Annotated in this window: 20 protein-coding genes and 1 pseudogene; 4 read left to right on the forward strand and 17 right to left on the reverse strand. The window is 34.3% G+C overall.

Features of this window, described 5'->3' with window-relative positions; genetic code table 11:
* Positions 1 to 5: 5 nt before the first annotated feature.
* The 6 genes and pseudogenes from dat to asnB form a co-directional block, all read right to left on the reverse strand.
* Complete coding sequence (gene dat, locus CQZ94_RS17210) at positions 6 to 881, reverse strand: D-amino-acid transaminase (protein WP_105586351.1); 876 nt, start codon at positions 879 to 881, stop codon at positions 6 to 8.
* 131 nt (positions 882 to 1,012) lie between these two features.
* Complete coding sequence (locus CQZ94_RS17215) at positions 1,013 to 1,975, reverse strand: ABC transporter substrate-binding protein (protein WP_105586352.1); 963 nt, start codon at positions 1,973 to 1,975, stop codon at positions 1,013 to 1,015.
* A 298-nt stretch (positions 1,976 to 2,273) separates the two neighbouring features.
* Positions 2,274 to 3,275: pseudogene (locus CQZ94_RS17220) on the reverse strand (N-acetylmuramoyl-L-alanine amidase).
* 105 nt (positions 3,276 to 3,380) lie between these two features.
* Positions 3,381 to 3,716, reverse strand: a complete 336-nt coding sequence (locus tag CQZ94_RS17225) for a hypothetical protein (protein WP_105586353.1) — start codon at positions 3,714 to 3,716, stop codon at positions 3,381 to 3,383.
* A 45-nt stretch (positions 3,717 to 3,761) separates the two neighbouring features.
* Positions 3,762 to 4,121, reverse strand: a complete 360-nt coding sequence (locus CQZ94_RS17230; protein WP_105586354.1) for a GNAT family N-acetyltransferase — start codon at positions 4,119 to 4,121, stop codon at positions 3,762 to 3,764.
* A 91-nt stretch (positions 4,122 to 4,212) separates the two neighbouring features.
* The gene (gene asnB / locus CQZ94_RS17235) at positions 4,213 to 6,114 is read right to left on the reverse strand and encodes an asparagine synthase (glutamine-hydrolyzing) (protein ID WP_002158005.1); all 1,902 of its coding nucleotides are present in this window, start codon (positions 6,112 to 6,114) and stop codon (positions 4,213 to 4,215) included.
* Positions 6,115 to 6,331: 217 nt separating this feature from the next.
* On the opposite strand from asnB, the gene CQZ94_RS17240 reads away from it, so the two are divergent.
* Positions 6,332 to 6,799 (forward strand): Hsp20/alpha crystallin family protein, encoded by a 468-nt coding sequence (locus CQZ94_RS17240; protein WP_105586355.1) that lies wholly within the window; start codon positions 6,332 to 6,334, stop codon positions 6,797 to 6,799.
* A 35-nt stretch (positions 6,800 to 6,834) separates the two neighbouring features.
* Here the strand turns inward: CQZ94_RS17240 and CQZ94_RS17245 are convergent, their stop codons facing one another.
* The gene (locus CQZ94_RS17245; RefSeq protein WP_105586356.1) at positions 6,835 to 7,422 is read right to left on the reverse strand and encodes an SCO family protein; all 588 of its coding nucleotides are present in this window, start codon (positions 7,420 to 7,422) and stop codon (positions 6,835 to 6,837) included.
* A 409-nt stretch (positions 7,423 to 7,831) separates the two neighbouring features.
* On the opposite strand from CQZ94_RS17245, the gene CQZ94_RS17250 reads away from it, so the two are divergent.
* The gene (locus CQZ94_RS17250) at positions 7,832 to 8,806 is read left to right on the forward strand and encodes an MBL fold metallo-hydrolase (protein WP_142395859.1); all 975 of its coding nucleotides are present in this window, start codon (positions 7,832 to 7,834) and stop codon (positions 8,804 to 8,806) included.
* A 180-nt stretch (positions 8,807 to 8,986) separates the two neighbouring features.
* Here the strand turns inward: CQZ94_RS17250 and CQZ94_RS17255 are convergent, their stop codons facing one another.
* The 4 genes from CQZ94_RS17255 to CQZ94_RS17270 form a co-directional block, all read right to left on the reverse strand.
* Positions 8,987 to 9,829, reverse strand: a complete 843-nt coding sequence (locus CQZ94_RS17255) for a DegV family protein (protein WP_105586410.1) — start codon at positions 9,827 to 9,829, stop codon at positions 8,987 to 8,989.
* A gap of 152 nt (positions 9,830 to 9,981) precedes the next feature.
* Positions 9,982 to 10,233 carry a DUF2535 family protein gene (locus CQZ94_RS17260; RefSeq protein ID WP_105586358.1) on the reverse strand — a complete coding sequence of 84 codons (252 nt, stop codon included), beginning with the start codon at positions 10,231 to 10,233 and terminating at the stop codon, positions 9,982 to 9,984.
* 409 nt (positions 10,234 to 10,642) lie between these two features.
* Positions 10,643 to 11,383 carry a twin-arginine translocase subunit TatC gene (tatC, locus tag CQZ94_RS17265; RefSeq protein WP_105586359.1) on the reverse strand — a complete coding sequence of 247 codons (741 nt, stop codon included), beginning with the start codon at positions 11,381 to 11,383 and terminating at the stop codon, positions 10,643 to 10,645.
* A 53-nt stretch (positions 11,384 to 11,436) separates the two neighbouring features.
* Positions 11,437 to 11,613: a twin-arginine translocase TatA/TatE family subunit gene (locus tag CQZ94_RS17270; protein WP_002141629.1), complete on the reverse strand. Its 177-nt coding sequence runs from the start codon at positions 11,611 to 11,613 to the stop codon at positions 11,437 to 11,439.
* 213 nt (positions 11,614 to 11,826) lie between these two features.
* Here CQZ94_RS17270 and trhA point away from each other — a divergent pair, with 213 nt between their 5' ends.
* Complete coding sequence (trhA, locus tag CQZ94_RS17275; protein WP_105586360.1) at positions 11,827 to 12,483, forward strand: PAQR family membrane homeostasis protein TrhA; 657 nt, start codon at positions 11,827 to 11,829, stop codon at positions 12,481 to 12,483.
* Positions 12,484 to 12,520: 37 nt separating this feature from the next.
* Here trhA and CQZ94_RS17280 read toward each other — a convergent pair whose 3' ends face one another.
* From CQZ94_RS17280 to CQZ94_RS17300, 5 genes are all read right to left on the reverse strand, one after another.
* On the reverse strand, positions 12,521 to 13,240 hold the full coding sequence (locus tag CQZ94_RS17280) for a lysophospholipid acyltransferase family protein (protein WP_105586361.1): 720 nt from the start codon (positions 13,238 to 13,240) through the stop codon (positions 12,521 to 12,523).
* 112 nt (positions 13,241 to 13,352) lie between these two features.
* A complete protein-coding gene (locus CQZ94_RS17285) occupies positions 13,353 to 13,988 on the reverse strand; it encodes an FMN-dependent NADH-azoreductase (RefSeq protein WP_105586362.1) in 636 nt (211 codons plus the stop codon).
* Positions 13,989 to 14,224: 236 nt separating this feature from the next.
* Entirely contained in the window at positions 14,225 to 16,210 is a 1,986-nt protein-coding gene (gene pbpC / locus CQZ94_RS17290) for a penicillin-binding protein 3 (RefSeq protein ID WP_105586363.1), read from the reverse strand.
* Positions 16,211 to 16,366: 156 nt separating this feature from the next.
* Positions 16,367 to 16,855, reverse strand: a complete 489-nt coding sequence (locus CQZ94_RS17295) for a dihydrofolate reductase (RefSeq protein ID WP_105586364.1) — start codon at positions 16,853 to 16,855, stop codon at positions 16,367 to 16,369.
* A gap of 19 nt (positions 16,856 to 16,874) precedes the next feature.
* Positions 16,875 to 17,831: a thymidylate synthase gene (locus tag CQZ94_RS17300; RefSeq protein WP_105586365.1), complete on the reverse strand. Its 957-nt coding sequence runs from the start codon at positions 17,829 to 17,831 to the stop codon at positions 16,875 to 16,877.
* A gap of 198 nt (positions 17,832 to 18,029) precedes the next feature.
* Between CQZ94_RS17300 and CQZ94_RS17305 the strand changes: the two genes are divergently transcribed.
* Positions 18,030 to 19,487, forward strand: a complete 1,458-nt coding sequence (locus tag CQZ94_RS17305; RefSeq protein WP_105586366.1) for a serine hydrolase — start codon at positions 18,030 to 18,032, stop codon at positions 19,485 to 19,487.
* Positions 19,488 to 19,684: 197 nt separating this feature from the next.
* On the opposite strand, the gene CQZ94_RS17310 is transcribed toward CQZ94_RS17305, so the two are convergent.
* Positions 19,685 to 20,548: a phosphatase PAP2 family protein gene (locus CQZ94_RS17310; RefSeq protein WP_105586367.1), complete on the reverse strand. Its 864-nt coding sequence runs from the start codon at positions 20,546 to 20,548 to the stop codon at positions 19,685 to 19,687.

The raw sequence follows: 20,548 nt of genomic DNA on the forward strand, positions 1-20,548 counted from the left end.
CATTACTAATTTGTCACTTTAAACAAACTAATACTTTCTTCATATACAGCTTGTAGTTTTTTCGTAATTGGTCCTCTTTCGCCGCTTCCAAACTTCTCATCACCAATTTGAACAACAGGGAATATTTCAAGTGGTGTCGCTGTAAAGAAACATTCGTCAGCCTCATATACTTCTTGCAATGAGAATTCACGCTCTTCTACTTCAATATGTAAAGCTTTCGCTAATGTAATAACGTAGTGGCGAGTAATGCCGTGTAGAATGAAATTATCGGCCGGATGTGTAATTAATTTATTATTTTTCACCATAAAGAAATTCGAATGACACCCTTCTGTTACAACTCCATCTCGTACTAATATCGCTTCTTGATACCCTTGCTCGTTTATTTTATTTTTAATCATGATATTAGGTAGAAGGTTTAAAGATTTTATATGACAGAACTTCCAGCGTATATCCTCTTCTACAGTAACCTTTATTCCTTGTTCCATAGTAGCGGTAGGTCTTGGAAACGAAACAATATTCGCAAAATATGTTGGCTGTAAATCTTTTTCATACACATGATTTCGAGCTTGAGCTCCACGTGATATTTGAAGATACACATTCCCATCCTCTTGAAATTGATTTCTTTCAATCATTTGATGAAGTTCTTCAACTAACTCTTCCTTTGTAAACGGCGGAACAATATTTATTTCCCTCATAGATTTAAAAAAGCGTTCCAAATGTAAGTCTAATAAATGAGGCTTCCCATCGTATAGCCTAAATACTTCATATATGCCGTCACCAAATTGGAGTCCTCGCTCTTCTAACGCAACCATCGGCTGTTCTTCTTTCGTATTTACAATTCTTCCGTTAAACAAAATCCAATCTTTATGAGTAGCTTTCATTCCTTCCCACTCCTTTATTCCATGATTGGTTTTATTGTACAACTTATCCACACTTAAAAGAAGGAATTTTCTGTATTTAACTAAACAAAAAAGTACATCACCTATTTAAAGTGATGCACTCAACCATTCATTTATTTCAAAAAATATTTTTCAATATCATCTAGCATTAAGTTTGCAGCTTTAATACCGCCTGCTGTATTCCAAATTACTTCATCCACTTGGAATACTTTATTGTCTTTAGAAGCCTGTAGCTGCTTAAAGAGTGGGTCTTCTGTCCATTCTTTTGCTAACGTGGTTCCTTCGTTATTCTTATCTGCATCTTTATCAGATGTGAAGTAAAATAAGTAATCCCCATCCATATTCGGAATTTGCTCTTTTGTAATTCCTTTTATCGCAAATTCATCTTTATCTTGTAGTGTTGGTCGCTTAAATCCAATATCATTTAAAACAGCACCTGAGAATGAGTTTTTCTGATAAATCCGAACATCACCTGGTACGAAGCGAATGATAGAGACTTTAGAATTCAATTTATCTCCTAACTTCTCTTGCATTCCCTCAATACGTTTTTTATAATCTTCAAGAGCCTTTTGCCCTTCTTTTTCTTTATTTACAGCTTTTGTATAGAGCGTAAAGTTTTCTTTCCAATCCCCGCGCAACGTTTCAGCATAAACAGTTGGTGCGATTTCTTTTAACTGCTCATATATTTTTTCATGACGCATTTTATTCCCGATTATTAAATCCGGTTTAAGCTTCATAACTGCCTCTAAATTAATATCACGCTCAGTTCCTACAACTTTCGTATCTTTTAACTCTTTCGCTAAATGAGGATACCATTCATCACCAGCACGTGGTTTTGTAGTTCCAACTGGCGTTACTCCGACAGCTAAAAGAGCCTCCGCACCCTCATTTGTTAAAACGACAACTTTTTTCGGTGTACCATTTACTGTCGTTTCACCCATTGCATGCTTGATACTATATGAATCTTTTTCCTTTACTGATGCATCGTTTTCTTTCGTCTCTTCTTTACCACACCCTGCGATTATGATCATTAGTAACATAATGCAAAGTATAAGCATATTTTTAGTGCGTGTCATATGTCCTCCTAGTTGAAAGTGATTATCAATAACATTCAAAAGAATAATGTATATCTTACATATTGTCAATACATATATCAGAAAACTTTTTAAATACATATAATTTAGACACTCGTCCCCATTCGAAATACATATATATCCGTCTTTAACCCTCATTTTTTCATTCAAAACATTTGAAAAATCAATGACCATAAGAAAGTAATTATTATTCCAGTCAACAAATAACATAAGTAATACAAAAACATGTCTCCATCTTATCATTTCAGCAATAAGATGGAGACATGTTCAATTATACTTTTCAATATTGATTATATTTAATATATGATGGATCATTATACACCCACTGATTTCCACCAAGGTTCAACCAACCGTTTTGATTAATATATACTAAATAAGATTCCGGATTATTTAATTTACGAATAACTGAAGAAGATGTTGATGGACCACTTCTTAAATTCACATTCGTTCCTTATATATATGCGACACCAATTGCGCTTCCATCACTATTGCTCGTCTTTACAAAATTAATGTACGAAGGGTCATTATACACCCATTGTCCATTTCCTAAGTCTAACCATCCGTTACTTTCCTGATATACGACATACGATTCTGTGGAGTTTAGTTGACGAATAACTGAAGAAGACGTTGATGGACCACTTCTTAAATTCACATTTTTCCCAAGGATATAAGCAATCCCCTTCGTTTGTGGTGTTGGTTGAGGATTTGGAGGTTGTGGATTTGGAGGATTCGGATTTGGAGCTACTCCAAAAATAGCTGCTATTCCGTTTGCATATGCTTGACTTAAATCTTCAATAAATTGTGGGTTTTTCAATAAATTAGCATCAAACGTTGTATCAATAAAAGCAGTCTCAGTTAAAATTGCATCCATTGCAGTCTCTCTTAGTACCGCATAATTTGCTTTTTTTTCTCCTCGATCACGAAGGCCGTATTTTGTTAATACAGGATTGACTGCTGCATGCATTTTTTGTTGCTTTTCATATGCGGAACTACTATTAGATAGCGCGTTGTAAATATAACTTTCAAATCCAGTGCCACCGCCACTATTAATGTGAAATGAGATAAAATAATCTGCACCAAATGAATTAGCAATATTAGCACGTTCTGATAAAGAGATAAACACATCACTATCACGTGTCATTTTAATATTGATTGGATAATTTGCAGATAAAATATCTCGTACACGTCTAGCAATTTGAAGTGTTAACTCTTTTTCCACTAACCCATTACCAACAGCACCAGAATCATATCCACCATGCCCTGCGTCTATAACAAGTTTCATATATCTTTTTCGTTCCTTTCTTTATTGTAATAAGCTTTCATTTCTACTCGTCCTATTTTAGGTTAATTGTACAAGTTCCGTTACAAGTACAAATAAAAAAACCCCTTATGTAAGGGGGGTTCTATCACTTTTTTTTAACCAATTTAAAATGAATATGTATGATTGATAGTGGATGTAGCGTACGCAAAATAAAAGAAATAAAAGAAATATTCCAAAGCCGCTATATAGCAAACCAAACTTCAAAAAGATGTTCAAAAGAGGCGGGAAATGAGATGCGTTTTGTAATACAAATAACATGCAAAACAAAATTACAAACACAGGTATATATTGTAATTCATATGGCCTGCTCTTCTTATACATTCTTTTTCGAATGAAAATCTGGCATAACTCCGCTACAATAAAGCAACTTCCAACTAATGCAAGACCAGCAGTCATTGTCATACATTCACCTACCCCATATTCATTTCATCAAGTAATCAATATTCACTATATTTTCTTTACATATATTCCATTTTCCTCAATAAAACCAGATCCCTCTATGAAAGATTTAGCTTGTTCCGTAAATATCTCTTGCAATACTTTTATTTCTTTCACATTTCTCTGTTTCATCATTTCTTCAAATGTAAAATACGTATTTGTCCCGTATCCATAACCTTGATAATCAAAATGAATAATTAACTGTGACAAAATAGCACTCTCTTCTTGAATGCTATAATCTATTACACCAATATATGTATCATCAACTTTTACACAATACTGAACCTTTTTCTCATCTAAGCTGTGTGAATGAAACATTTCTTTTACAGCGCTTTCATTTTCTATATTTACTTTCTCAAACGTAATCATATGTTGTCCATCCTTTTACTATTATTGTATCAATAATAAATGCAATTTATGAAAAAAACCTTAAGATCGAATGCGACCTTAAGGTTTTTTATTAAACTAAGCTATACGCACGCTTTGTTTCTTCGTGGAACTTATTCGTATCGTATTTATGCTCAACATAAATTTGATGCCATACCATAAACGCAAGTACAGTCCAAATTTTACGGCTATAATCGCCTTTATCTGCACAATGTGCTTCCAGTAAGTTTAATACATACTGTTTTTCGATTAAATGCTCAGTTTTGCTTTCTTTAATAATATTTACAGCCCAATCGTGCATTTCATCTTTTAACCAATGACGAATTGGTACTGGGAATCCAAGCTTTTTACGATCTAACACGTGATCCGGAACAATTCCACGAGCAGCTTCACGTAATATAGCTTTCGTTGTTCCGTTTGCAATTTTAAATTCTGTCGGAATTTTAGATGCAACGTCAAATACTTCTTTATCTAAGAACGGTACACGAAGTTCTAATGAATTTGCCATCGTCATTTTATCAGCTTTTAATAAAATATCGCCGCGTAACCATGTGAACATATCAATGTACTGCATTTTACTTACATCATCATAATCTTTAATTTCGTTATACAATGGTTTCGTGATATCCATATAGTTAACACTTTCATCGTAATACTTCATTAATTCAGCTTTCTCTTCTTCACGGAAGATTTTCGCATTTCCATAGTAACGCTCTTCGATTGGCGTACATCCACGCTCTAAGAAGCTTTTTCCTTTAAACCCTTCTTTAAGAGCACCACTTAATGCCTTTAGAACACTCTTTCCTGGGCTAGGAATGTAAGAGAACATTTTTAAAGAGTTTGGCTCACGATAAATGTTATATCCACCAAATAGCTCGTCTGCACCTTCACCAGAAAGAACAACCGTTACATGTTTACGCGCTTCTTTCGCAACGAAATACAATGGTACAGCTGCTGGATCCGCTAAAGGATCATCCATATGCCAAATAATTTTTGGGAACTCATCCATAAATTCTTGCGCTGTAATGAATACGTTATGGTTTTTAACTCCTAATTTCTCAGCAGTTTCTTTCGCAACATCAACTTCACTGAAACCACGTTGTTCGAAACCAATAGAGAATGTTAATAGATTTGGATTCATTTCTCTTGCGATAGAAGCAATAATAGATGAATCGATACCACCAGATAAGAAAGAACCTACTGGTACATCACTACGCATATGTACTTTTACAGAATCGTATAATACATCACGAATTGCTTGGATATGCTCCTCTTTCGTTGCGCTTGAAGCGTTGAAATAAGGATTCCAGTAGCGATGGATTTCCATCTCTTTACCGATTTCTTTTACGAAGTAATGACCAGGCTCAATTTTGTTAACATCAATTGTTAATGTTTCTGGCTCTGGACCATATTGGTACGTAAAGTAGTGTTGTAATGACTTTGGGTTTACCCCTTTGTCTTCCATTACATGCATAATACTTTTCTTCTCAGATGCGAAGAATGTAGTATCACCTTGTTGTGCGATGTATAAAGGCTTAATACCGAAGTGGTCACGTGCACCGAAAAGTTTCTTTTCTTCACGATCCCAAATCATAAATGCGAACATACCACGAAGGTAGTCTACACATTTTTCTTTCATATGTGCATACAATGCAATAATAACTTCTGTATCAGATTGTGTAGCAAAAGTTGCACCTTTTTCAAGTAACATTTCACGTAGTTCTACATAATTGTAAATTTCACCATTAAAAATAATTACATATCGATCATTTTCATAAGTTAGCGGCTGATGTCCTGCCTCTAAGTCAATGATACTTAAACGGCGGAAGCCAAATTGTACATGTTCATCACGAAAATATCCTTCGTCATCTGGACCGCGGTGGAAAATCATCGTGTTCATATTTTCAAATTGATGTTTTTCTGTTTCTGAAAACTCTCTAGGGTTTTCACATAAACATCCTACAAAACCACACATACTTCTTACCCTCTTTCAGTTTTCATTCTGTCTCAATACTACTATATCAACCCTATTTATACTAGCATAATCAACTGAATATGGCGACCAAAAACTATAAAAAAATCACTCCATTTCACATTTTTAACATTTTTTTATGAAAACATGAAAACTAGGCACTCACCTTTCTCCGCTTTTGTCATATGATATTGCAAATTGATTTCTAGGAGGGAATACCATGAGTGAAGAAAAAAAAGATTCTTCTCGCCCACCGGTTCGTAATTATTTAAAGCAAATTGATGATTTTTTCGAACAAACACCTCTTCGTGGCGTAATTGCTGATTTAAATCATTTTTTCCAAAAAGGAAACCGTTTATTAACATTCCCAGTAGATTTATACGAAGTTGGTGACGAACTCGTCGTTACAGCCGAACTACCAGGTATACAAAAAGAACAAATTCAAATTGAAATACAAAGCGAGTACTTAAAAGTCTCTGTAAAAGAAGATATACTTGAAGAGCCAGAAGAAGAACAAACATCTCATAACTATTATCGCCGAGAACGTTCCATTTCAGAAGCGTCAAGAATTATTAAGTTACCATATTTAATTAATAAAAAAGCAGCGAAAGCTTCTTATCAAAACGGTGTGTTAGAAATTCGCGCACCGAAACTGCCACAACAGCATGACATTTTATCCATAGACTAAAAGAAAAAAAAGAAGGGTGCTAAGCACCCTTCTTTTTAATCCACTAATCGCTTCATATCACGTATAATATCTTCGTATGGCGTATTACTAATACCACTATATTTCTTCATTACTTTTCCATTTTGATCAATTAAATAAAATGATGTACCATGCATTACTTGCCCATTCTCTGGTTTATCTACAAGCGATTGGAAGTTATCTTTTGCAAACTTTGTAATATCCTCCAGTGAATAACCTGTTAACAGGTTCCAGTTACTTGTATCTTCTGTAAACTTTTGAATGAAAGCTTTCAAATTTTCTGGTTTATCAAGGTCAGGGTCTACACTAAACGATACAAACTGAACGTCTAATTTCTCTTCCTTCGCCATCTTCTGTAATTTCGCCATATTAGCAGTCATTGGCGGACAAACTGTTTGACAGTTTGTAAACATGAAATCTGCAACCCATACTTTTCCTTTTAAATCTTTTGTACCAAACTGCTTTCCTTCTTGATTTGTAAATTGGAAAGTTTCTAAATCCCAGTTTAATGGTTTACGGAGTTTCGAGCCTGAATTACTACATCCAGCTAGTACAAAAAGACAAAAAACAACCATAAGACCAATTAACTTTTGATAACGCTTCATTGATTAAACCTCTTTTCTCTTACCATAATTTATGTAGGTTACGTATATCATACCCCAAGTAAACACTATGAGAAAATTGTTTACTTCATTTGTTCACGAAATCGTACGATTTTACGTATGTTACTTCTTATTATTAAGCGAATTACTAGACAAAAGTTCTATCGTTAACTACTATTATTTTTCTATACTTTATTTACAAACAAGAATCCAGTATAAAGTGAAATTTTGATCAGTTTTTTTGGGTTCATCCTCCGCTGATTATTAGCCTTCACTAATAGGGTTAAATTTTGTAAAGGTAATTATCTATTTTTTTTACAATTCCTTAAACATTAATCCATTTTACACACTGTTTTCCTTTACAACATTTCGGTACAATACAACTACAACGATTTTAAATGAGGTGATGTTCATGGCAAAGCGCTATGAAAATATGGATAATGTGAGTACAAAAAAGTCAATTCGCTCCTTCTTACGCTGGCGTAAAGAGAGAAAACAAAACAAAAAAGATTTTTCTTTTCTAGTAGAACACTCACCTGTTAAACAAAGTAAATTTCTGAAAAATAACTTTGAAAAAACGACTGTTACATGGATCGGTCACTCCACTTTTCTCATTCAAACGAACGGCTTAAACATTTTAACAGATCCAGTATGGGCAAATAAATTAAAGCTAGTTCCAAGACTTACACAGCCAGGTCTCGCTATAGATGAACTACCTAAAATTGATATTGTGCTTATTTCACACGGCCATTATGACCATTTAGACTTTTCATCTCTTCGTCAACTGAATGATGATGTTTTATACCTCGTGCCAAGTGGATTAAAAAAATTATTTACTCGTAAAAAATTCATCAATGTAGAAGAATACCGCTGGTGGGACAGTACAACAATTGATGAAGTTGCTTTTCACTTCGTACCTGCCCAGCACTGGACGAGAAGATCATTATTTGATATGAATACCTCTCACTGGGGAGGATGGATTATCGATAATAAGACTACTTCAGAAACCATTTATTTTTGCGGTGATAGTGGTTATTTCAAAGGATTTAAAGAAATTGGCAAACGTTTTTCAATTGATATTGCACTCATGCCAATTGGTGCCTATGAACCAGAATGGTTTATGAAAGTATCCCATGTTTCACCAGAAGAAGCCGTGCAAGCCTATTTAGATATAAACGCTACGCATTTTATTCCAATGCATTACGGAACTTTTGCGTTAGCAGATGAAACGCCAAGAGAAGCTGTAACACGGCTTCGTAATAACTGGAATTTACGAATGCTACCGTGGGAACAACTACATGTTCTTTTTTTAGGTCAGACTTTCACTTATAGCCCTACTACACTAGAGAAAGAGCCAGAAAAAATTATTGAAACCTCTCATGTATAACAGAGCTACTTTTTCGAATAATTTATCATATACTATAGAAAATCGAAAAGGGTGTTTTCCATGAAAGATTACTTACAGACTCGCTATATCATTAGCGGAAGCGCCTGTATTGCCCTTCTCATTTCTTATTTCATTTACACATAAAAAAACTACTTGAAAATATATTTCAAGTAGTTTTTTTTATTCTGCTAAATACATAAAACCAATTGCGCCTGGCCCTGTATGAGTACTGATAATTGGTGTTGTAAAGAAAATTTCCGATTCAGTGAATCCACTCACTTTTTCAACAGCAGCTTTTACACTTTCTGCTAAAGGAATTGCTTTTGCATGTGGAACAGCAACAGCCTTAATAACTTTTCCTGCTGTATCTTGCTCAAATAATTTAGCTAAAGTTTTAACAACTTGCCCTTGACTACGAACTTTTGTCACTGGATTGTATGCTCCACCATCGAGGTTTGCAATCGGTTTGATGTTCAGTAAAGAACCGATAAACGCTTTCCCTTTACCGATACGTCCACCTTTCACTAAATTTTCTAATGTATCTACGACTACATATAAACGTGTATTTTTCCTAACTTCATCAATTCGTTTTAAAATATCTTCTAGTGAGCGTTCTTCTTTTGCCATTTTCGCAGCTTCAATTACTTGATATGCTAAAGCGTGGCTAATGAATTGAGAGTCAACAACCGTTACTTTCGTATCTGTCATTGATGCAGCACTATTTGCTGTTGCAACAGTACCACTCATTCCACCTGTCATATGGATGGAAAGTACTTCACTTCCATCTTCCCCTAACTTTTCATACATTTCTATAAATGTACCCATAGCTGGTTGTGATGTTTTTGGTAATTCTTTTGATTTCGCCATTTCTTCAATAAATTCATCTGGTTGTAAATCAACGCGATCTAAGTATGTTTGTCCATTTACAGAAATAGATAATGGTAAAACATGAATATCATACTTCGCAATCACTTCTTGAGATAAATCTGCAGTTGAATCTGTTACAATTTTAATTTTTTGCATATTATATTCTTCCCTTTCCAATACGCTCTCCTTGTTATTATACTAGCATTCCCATTGCTTTCAACAATTTCGAACAAATTTCACCAAATTAATTATATTTTTATATCTAAAATGAAAAAGACAGAGCTTACCCACTCTGTCCTTACTGTATATTATGCATTCTTTTCAAGAGTATTTGTTTTATATACATTTGAATAATCACTCCACTTCAAACAACTTTGTAAATATTCACGGAAAGAGTACGAGAATCTTGGGTTTTTATGTTTTTGAATTTTCGCAATAAACAATTGAAGACGAGACTGAATTAGAAACGCTAATGGATGTTGTGCTTGTAGGACAGGAATTTCAAATATTTTAATACAATCCCCTGTTGAATGAGTGAAATAAAAACTTTTCGTAATCACAATATCAATCCTCTTTTTCGTTGGATTTTTGAACTTCCTCCACTTCACGCTTCGACACGTTGTTTAAAGTGAAGGTTTCCTACGAATACTAAAGTATCCTTAGGCGAACCCCGTAGTCCCTACGGTTAGAAGCTTTAGGCTCCATTCATCTCCACCTAATCCAGACCCTGTCCTATATATCCCTTGAGACGGGAGTCTTATTACCCGTAAATAGCTAGATAAATCCAGTATAAACTTATAAAAGTGAAAAGTTTGTCTAAATTTTGGAGATTCTATAATTTTTTTCTTCTATATATTGTATACGATTTTAGCTAGAGTATAACAAATAAAGTGAAACTTTAATTAATGGGGGTATCCACCCCCCACTGATTATTAACCAACACCAAGTGAAATAAATAAAAAAGTGCCTTTATAACGAGGCACTTTTCGACTGTATTTCTTCCCTTTTCTTTTTTCGCTTACTAACAATCTTTGATAAGGCGATACTAATTTCATAAATACAAATAAGCGGTACCGCAACTAAACTATGAGATAAAAAATCAGGCGGTGATATACACGATGCAATGATAATCAATGTTACGTAAGCATACCTTCTTATTTTTATTAGAAATTCTGCCGTAAGTATGCCAATGCTCGTTAAAAACATAACAACTACAGGTAATTCAAATATAACAGCAAACGGAACTGTTAAATTTAATACGAACTGAAAATATTTTTCCGTCGTAAACATCGTATTAAACATTTCATTACCAATTGTCGTTAAAAAATGAAACAGAAACGGCATTACAATGAAATATCCGAAACATAAACCCGCAATAAATAATATAGATAGTACCGGTATATACATTACTGTCATTTTTTGTTCATTCGGATGTAAACCAGGTTTTACGAATAACCAAATTTGTATCGCAGCAAAAGGAATCGTACAAACGATAGCAAATACTGTAGCAATCGAGAAAAAAATCCACAATACATCACTCGGACCGAGAACTGTTAACTTCATCGGCAAATCTTTTACGAGCCAAAAATATATATCCTTCGTAAAAGTAAATCCAATAATTAAAAACAATACAAATGATAAGACTGTATATATTACTCGTTTACGAAGCTCAACAATATGTTCTACTACGCTCATTTCCCGATCTTCCATCTCGTTCACCACACTTTATTTATCCATTCCGAGGAAAACTCATCACATTTTAATTACTTCTTTTCCTTCTCTTGAAATGCCTCATCAGTCAATTCTTTCGTTGATTTCTTAAATTCTTTTAACGTTTCCCCTAAAGCCTTTCCGATTTCCGGCAATTTTTTAGGCCCAAATAAAATTAGTACAGCTACTAAGATTAAAATTAACCCTGGAAAGCCAATATTTGAAAACATTTCCCCATCTCCTTTTAAAGTAGATTTCTTGTCCTACTATTACTTAATTTTATTTTGTCAAAAAAGTTTGAAAACGTCAATGAATCCATCGTCTTTTGTCAAAAAAATTCAAAAATATAATCAATTATACAAATTTCATTTTCTATTTCACTTGTGTATGATATGGTAAGTAAAACAGCATATTATTTCATAATAATAGGAAGGATTTTCAAAATGACAGAAAAAATGACACGTATGACGCAATTTATGAAAGAAGAAGTCGCAAATGCAATTACTCATGGTATCGGTGCCATTTTAAGCATCCCTGCCTTAATCATATTAATTATCCATGCCTCTAAACACGGTACAGCATCTGCTGTCTTTGCATTTACTGTTTACGGTGTAAGCATGTTCTTACTGTACTTGTTTTCTACTTTGTTACATAGTATTCATCATCCAAAAGTAGAAAAGTTATTTACCATTTTAGATCACTCAGCCATTTATTTATTAATCGCAGGCACATATACTCCTTTTCTACTTATTACACTACGCGGACCACTTGGCTGGACGTTACTTGCAATTATTTGGACACTTGCAATCGGCGGAATTATCTTCAAAGTTTTCTTTGTACGTCGTTTTATCAAAATGTCAACATTATGCTATATCATAATGGGATGGCTCATTATCGTTGCTATTAAACCGCTATATGAAAATTTAACTGGTCATGGTTTTTCACTACTATTAGCAGGTGGAATTTTATATTCTGTCGGTGCTATATTCTTCCTTTGGGAAAAGCTACCTTTCAATCATGCCATTTGGCATCTTTTCGTATTAGGTGGTAGTGCAATGATGTTTTTCTGCGTACTATTTTATGTATTACCAGCAGCATAAAAAAAGTTTCAGCTTAAATTAAGCTGAAACTTTTTTATCACTTATGTAATTGAGATGCAATAACGTCTTGTGTATGTTTTGTTAATTCTTTAATATCCATACTTGCATATTCTTCTGGTGTAATTGGCTTAGAAATTGTTACCGTTGCATGTGCTGGCTTCATACGGTTTCCATTTGCCTCAAACATTTTATATGTACCGTCTAACGTTACTGGTAAAATAGCTACGCCAGATTTTACTGCAAGGTGAAAACTACCAGCTTTAAACTCTCCTATTTCGCCGCCCTTACTTCTTGTTCCTTCTGGAAAAATTACGATAGAATGCCCGTTCTTTAATAGCTCGATTCCATCCTTAATTGCTTTAAGAGATTGACGACGATCGTTACGTTCCATAAACACACAATTCATTAGTTCCATCCAAGTTGGTACAACCGGAAACTTTTTAATTTCTGCTTTTGAAACGAATCCAATTGGCTTATTTAAGTAACCAAGTAAAACAGGAATATCCATATTACTTTGATGATTACTTACAACTAGTACTGGCTTGTCTTTCGGAACATTTTCAAGTCCCTTTACTTCTACAGTCGACCCGGCTACACGCACCATCTTCTTACCAAACCAGTTTGTTGTTTTATACACAACACTATCTTTTTCTTGCGGTGACATCGTATTTACTTTTCTTTTAATACGCCACAGCCTTGGTGTAATCGCAATTACGATTAAAATTAAATAAAAGATTTTAAAAAACGTTTGAATCATACAGAACCCCCACCTATTATCATTCCGACCTTCATTATACTAGACAAACGAAGGAAAAAGAAGAAAAAATGTCCAAACAACAAGTGTTTGGACATTTTTAAAGTATTCTATATTAGAAACGTTTTGCTAATTCACGTGCATTAGCAATTGCTGCTTCTTTAATTTCTTGTGCTTTTTCAGGGTTTGCATTCATTCCCTCAACTGCAATATATTCAGTATCATTTACACCGATGAATCCTAATACTGTTTTCAAGTGATTGCGACCGAAGTCCACAGCTGCGTATGCTCCTTCAGAATAAACGCCACCTGTAGCTTGAATGTGAAGTGCTTTTTTGCCTTCTAATAAGCCAACTGGACCATTTTCAGTATATTTGAATGTTTTACCTGCGATTGCTACGTTATCTAAGTATGCCTTTACTACTGGTGGATAGCTAAAGTTCCACATTGGAGTTACGAATACATAACGATCGGCATGCATAAATGTTTCTAGGTTTGTGTTCATTGCTGCGACTTTTTGTTGTTGAACTTCCGTTAAAGTTTCAAAACCTTCACCTGCTGCAAATTTACCCCAAGCAGCAAATACATCTGCATCAATTGCTGGTACAGTAGTATTGAATAAATCAATTGTTACTACTTCGTCTTGTGGATGCTCATTTTTATAAGCTTCGATGAAAGCTTCGCCTACTGCTACTCCGAAAGAACCTTCTGCTGAATTTGGATTTGCTGTAATAAATAGTACTTTTGTCATTGTATTCTCTCCCTTTTTACATTTTATCTTCAATTCAAGATTTATAATTCGAAAGTAAATAACTTATCTTATGTAAGTATAATACAAAAAGCCATACGTAATGTCAATAAAAATAGCTACTTTTTTTTCGTAAGTTAATAAGAATTATATTGTTTATTTTTTTGTATATAAGCATTAGGATTTTAACCAATAAAAAAACTACCTCCATATTTCATGGAGATAGTCTTTATCAATTACTACTTTTGAAAAACATGTTTCACTTTTTCAGCCGGAATATTACTTCCACCTCTACCTTTTACATCTTCAATCATCATTGTAATGACCATATCCGGTGAATTTAAATCAAACGCAGCGAACCAACCTAGTTCTTTTCCTTCTGCCTCTTTTGATACTTTTAATTCTGCTGTACCTGTTTTACCAGCAAGGGTCATACCATCAATTTTTGCAATTTTCCCCGTACCATCTGGATCATTAATTACTTTCGTTAAAGCCGTTTTCAATATATCTTGAGTTCCTTTAGAAATCACATTTTCTTTCCAGGCCTTTGGTTGTTTATCTGTTTTAATAAGATGTGGCGACGGAATCGTTCCATCATTTACAATCGGTGCATACGTTAAAGCTAAATGAAGAGGAGTCATTAAGACTTGTCCTTGTCCATATCCTGTATCTGCCATTTGGATATCATTTTTTATGCCATCATTTGCGATTTTAGAAGCTGGGAATCCGTATTCAATTGGTAATTTCTCATCAAATCCGAATTTTTTTGCCTCAGCCATAAATTTATCTTTTCCAATTTTCAAAGCTTCTTGTGCGAAATAAATATTATCCGAGTATTTCATTGCCTTATCAAAATCAATCGGATTTGCATCTTTTACACGTGTTACGTAATAATTACCCCAAGAAGAATCTTTCGTCCATTTCAGTCCTTCAATTTTCAATTCTTCTTTTGGATCGATTGTTTTTGTTTCAAGTCCAATTGCACCTGTAATCGGCTTAAATACAGAACCCGGAACCGATAATTGTGTAAATCGATTCGTCATTGGTTTTTTCGGGTCATTATTCCAAGCTTCACGTTGTGCTTTCGATGTCCCTCGCACAATTAAGTTAGGATCATATGCTGGACTACTTACAAGTGCAATCGTTTCTCCACTTTTCGGATTAATTGCCGCACTTGAACCAGCTTCTCCCTTCATTTCATTATAAGTTTTTTCTTGAACTGTACTATCGATAGTTAAAGTTACATTTTCTCCATCAACAGCATCTGTTTTTGCTAAATTTTTAATTTCTTTTCCTTGTGCATCTTCTACAAAGACACGGCCACCTTTTTTACCGCGCAGCTTTTCTTCCAATACTTGCTCTAATCCAGCCTTACCAACTGGATCATCAGCTTGATAACCTTTCTTTTGTAGCATTTTTAAATCTTCAGCATTTACCTTTCCGATATAACCAGTTAGATGAGCTGCCGCTTCCCCTAACGGATATGTACGAACATTTACAGGTTTTGTTGCAACACCTGGTAAATCAATGTACGTATTTTGCGTTGCTCCCTCAGGCAAAATTCCAATTGGTACGAGATACCCTGGTTTTACCCATTTAGCAGCTAGTTTTTGATCAATCTCTTCTACAGACATATTTAACAACTTCGCTACTGTTTCTTTCGTTTGTGGAGCAGTAGCATCTAATTTTTCTGGAATGATTCCAATTTCAGAAGCTTTCCCATTCGTTGCAAGACCTTTTCCATTACGATCGTAAACTTCACCACGTTTTGGTTGTGTTGTTTGCATACGCACTTTACTATCTTTTGTCATGCCAGGGAAAATGAAATCAGGAGTCCAATCTATTTTCCAAGATTCTTTATCTCCATCTTTTTCTTTCACCATTTTTGCTTCATGGCCAAAAGTGATTTTACCACCAACTGTATCCATGCTTACCTTAAAAGGAACAGGGCCTTCATCTTTTTTATCTTCTTTTACTTCCCCTATTTCTACCTTTAAGTCTTTCACTTCGATACCAGAATAAATCTTTTCATATTTCTCAGTAAACTCTTTCTTTGAAATATCTTTTTTTGCATTTTCTGATAATTGATCATACATATCTGCAAATTTTTGTTTATTCCATGCTTTTACATATGTATCAAACGCTTCTTGTGGTTTTTCTTCTTTACCGCATCCAACTAACATGAATGTTAAGCAAAGAAAAAGAATCCCCCATATTTTTCTCAACCGATTCTCCTCCTCTTTCTATATAGCATACTTCTAAAGATTTTAGCATTTTTTATATGCTAGCTCTCATTATAGCACTACCGAATCACATCTATAAAGATACATCTAATAATACAAATAAAAAGGTTGATGTGAATATTCACATCAACCTTTTTCCTATTGTTGCTTCTCATATATATGGTAATAGTACGTATACGGATTTTTTTCATCCGTAACACCCTGCTCGACAAAAACTTCTTTCCAATTCGTCATATCCATTTCCGGGAAGAACGTATCCCCATCAAACGCATGATGAATCTTTGTTATATACAATTTCTCCACATACGGTAAGAATAAATCATAAATTTGCGCTCCTCCAAAAATAAAGATTTCTTCTTCATCTTTGCATAGCTCAAACACTTCTTCCACAGAATGTGCAACTTCACAACCTTCAACATGATACCCTTCATTACGAGTTACGATAATATTACGTCTTCCTGGGAGCGGTCTACCAATCGCTTCATAGTTCTTTCTTCCCATAATAAGCGGGTGACCCATCGTTGTTTTCTTCACATACTGTAATTCACTTGGCAAATGCCACGGTAATTTATTATCTTTACCAATTACTCTATTTTCGTCCATTGCGACCATAAATGAAATAATCATTTTTTCATCTCCTCTACAATTATACTGCAACTGGTGCTTTAATTGCTGGGTGTGGATCATATCCTTCTATTGTTAAATCGTCCATTTCAAAATCAAACACAGATTTCACATCTGGATTTAATGTAAGTTTCGGGAACGGACGTGGCTCACGTGCCAACTGCTTTTCTACTTGTTCAAAATGATTTGTATAAATATGCGCATCACCAATTGTATGAACAAATTCTCCTACCTCAAGACCACATTCATGTGCAATTAAATGTGTTAGAAGTGAATAGCTTGCAATGTTAAATGGAATGCCAAGGAAAATATCACCGCTTCTTTGATATAACTGACAAGAAAGTTTTCCATCTGCTACATAAAATTGGAATAGCGTATGACAAGGTGGCAATGCCATACTTGGTACATCTTCAGGATTCCAAGCAGAAACAATTAGGCGGCGTGAATCTGGTGTTTTCTTAATCATTTCAATTACATCTTTTAATTGATCAAGTGTCTCACCAGCTGTCGTTTTCCAAGCACGCCACTGCTTTCCGTATACGTCTCCTAAATAACCATATTTATTCGAAAAATCATCATCTTCTAGAACGTTCTTTTTAAACAATTCCATTTGCTCATCGTATTGCTTCTTAAATTCCTCATCTTGTTGAGAGCGAAGACCGAAATCTGTCATATCGGGACCATTATACTCGTCACTTTCTGCCCAGCTCTTAAAAGCCCATTCATTCCAAATATTATTATTATGTTGCAATAAATAACGAATATTTGTATCACCTTTCATAAACCAAAGCAGTTCACTTGCTACAAGGCGAAATGGGACTCTCTTTGTCGTTAATAAAGGAAATCCTTTACTTAGATCGAAACGCATTTGATATCCAAATACAGATACAGTACCAGTTCCCGTACGATCTTCTTTCTTCGTACCGTGCTCCATTACATGACGGCATAAATTTAAGTATTCATATTCAGCATGTTTCATATGTAGGAAAACCTTCTTTCAATCTTATATGAGATTTATCATAACATGAAAAACAGCGAATTTAATAATCCAAATTAATAAAAATTCTTTCAATATTTCTTACAAAATTATTAACTTTCAATATTAAAAAAGGTTTTCACTTTTCTATTACAGAAAGTATAGTGCGGAACATAAAAATTATATTTGGAGGTTGGAGGCATGTCTAAAATCAAAACTCCTGTTTTAAGTACGTTACAACATAAGGTTGAGAAGATGATGAAGGATTTACACGTTCCTGGCGCTGCTATAGCTGTTATAAAAGATGGTGAGGTCATTGTTTCTGAAGGTTTCGGTTATCGTAGCATAGAGAAAAAAGAGGCTGTTACTCCGCAGACACGATTCGCAATCGGTTCCGCAACGAAAGCATTCGGTACACTTTCATTAAGCTTATTAGCACAGCAAAAAAAGTTTAATTGGGATACTCCTGTCCAAACTTACGTACCTAACTTCTCTTTCTCCGATATGCTCGCTAACTCGCAAGTTACAGGACGAGATTTAGCTTCTCATCGTACTGGGGTAAGTCGTCACGATGCTCTTTGGTACAGCTCTTCCTTATCTCGAAAAGATATCGTAGAAAAAATAAAACATTTATCACTTGATGCACCGTTCCGCACAGCATTTCTTTATAACAACTTAATGTATGCGACCATTAGTTATATTGTGGAAAACATTACGAATCAAACGTGGGAGCAATACGTTACAGAACATATTTTAGAACCTTTAAATATGAGGCATACAAACTTCTCTGTTACAGACTCACAAAATACAGATGATTATGCTTTACCTTACGCTGAAGATGATGGTGAAATAAAAGAAATTCCATTCCGAAATATCGATACGGTTGGAGCGGCTGGATGTATAAACTCTACTATTGAAGATATGGCAAATTGGGTACTTCTGCATTTAAATGCAGGAAAAACAGAAAATCATGATTTGATTTCTACTGAACTACTCCAAGAAATGTATACACCGCATACTCCAATACCGGATCAGCCAATGTTATCAACGAGTGAATCACCATTAAATAGCTACGGACTAGGTTGGTTTATTAGCGCTTACCGTGGTTATAAACTTATTCATCACGGTGGTAATATTGATGGATTTTCTGCACTTGCGTCATTTATGCCAAACGAAAATATCGGTATTATCGTACTAACAAATTCCGGGCAAACTTTACTCCCTACTTATATTACAAAACATATTTACGACGAACTTCTCGGACTAGAATATATCGACTGGCATGAACGTGCTATAGAAGATAGTGAAAAAATGAAAGAAATGATGAAAGAGGCAACTGAATCACTTCCTGAAGCAATAAATGGGACTATCCCTTCTCATACATTAGATCACTACGCTGGAACTTTTGAGCACCCTGCTTATGGAACACTGAAAATATACAAACAAGATGATTCCTTACATGTACAATTCATGGATACGGAAATTAAACTACAGCACCATCATTACGACATCTTCTCAACATCCATTAGTTTGTTCCAAATGAAGATGGGGCTTTTATTCGCTTATGATATGAATGTAAATGGTGAATTCCCGGCTCTTCAATTACATGTACCTGCAATGTTAAGTACTCAACCCCTTACATTTACGAAAATTAAATAGTTAATTTAATAGAGGGAAGATTGCGCTTCCCTCTATTATTTTGGAATTAGAAATACATCCTGCAACCTATAATCCAATTATTGAATTTAATAAATAAAATGAGAATAACCCAAATGCTAACTTATTTATCAAAACAGCTTAATGGACAAGCCATGCATTAATTATTATATATTCCCTCAAAGGAAAAGACTTTCTTATCACCGATTCAATGAATGTGGAAGAACATCATTATTATTGATGCGTTTATTTTTCTTATCCTTCCAAATCAATTTTTTCAAACACATAAAAACAGTAACTGAAATAGCGACTCCAGCTGTAACATCTGAAGCAAAATGAGCTCCTACCATAATACGACTCATTGGTACTAGTATCATCCATAAAAGAATGAGAATCCAAACACCTATTTTTTTTCTTTTCAGTGAAGCAAAATATTCTGGTAATAAACTAAACCAAATGACCAACGCTGCATTAGCACTATGGCCTGAAGGGAATGACATAAACTCATCACTTTTAGCAATTCCTTGAGGTATAAACCATTTTGAAAACCCTTCAAAAGATCCAATAGAAATCATATGCCGATAGCGTTCTCTACCCCATCCTAGTTTTATTAGATTAAATGTAATTAACACAATAACTACACTTAATAATCCAACTAATGCAATATCTCTCAATCTTGCATCATCATATTTACTCCATGATTTAGAAATCATATAACAAGTTACAATAAAACAAAGCATAAAAATTGGAATCAATAATTTTGAAATAGTTAAATAATGTACTAGCATAAATGCAGCTGCAAAAGCGAACAAAAGAATGATTACTCCATAGCCAATTCCAGATAGATAATACCCTCTTGAACCTTTATTCTTTCTAGCTTTAAATAAATACATACTAGAAAATAAGGCAATAAGCATTGCTGGAATTTCTCCTATAGCTTGTAAAAAAAGAGCGATCTTATTAGTTGGTTCATATAGACTATGGGATATCTGTAGGTCTGTAAATGCAAAGATACATAATAAAATAGCGAAACTTGAAATTAATATCACTTTTCTATTTTTCAT

The organism is Bacillus sp. MYb209 (assembly GCF_002975175.1).
GTDB lineage: Bacteria > Bacillota > Bacilli > Bacillales > Bacillaceae_G > Bacillus_A.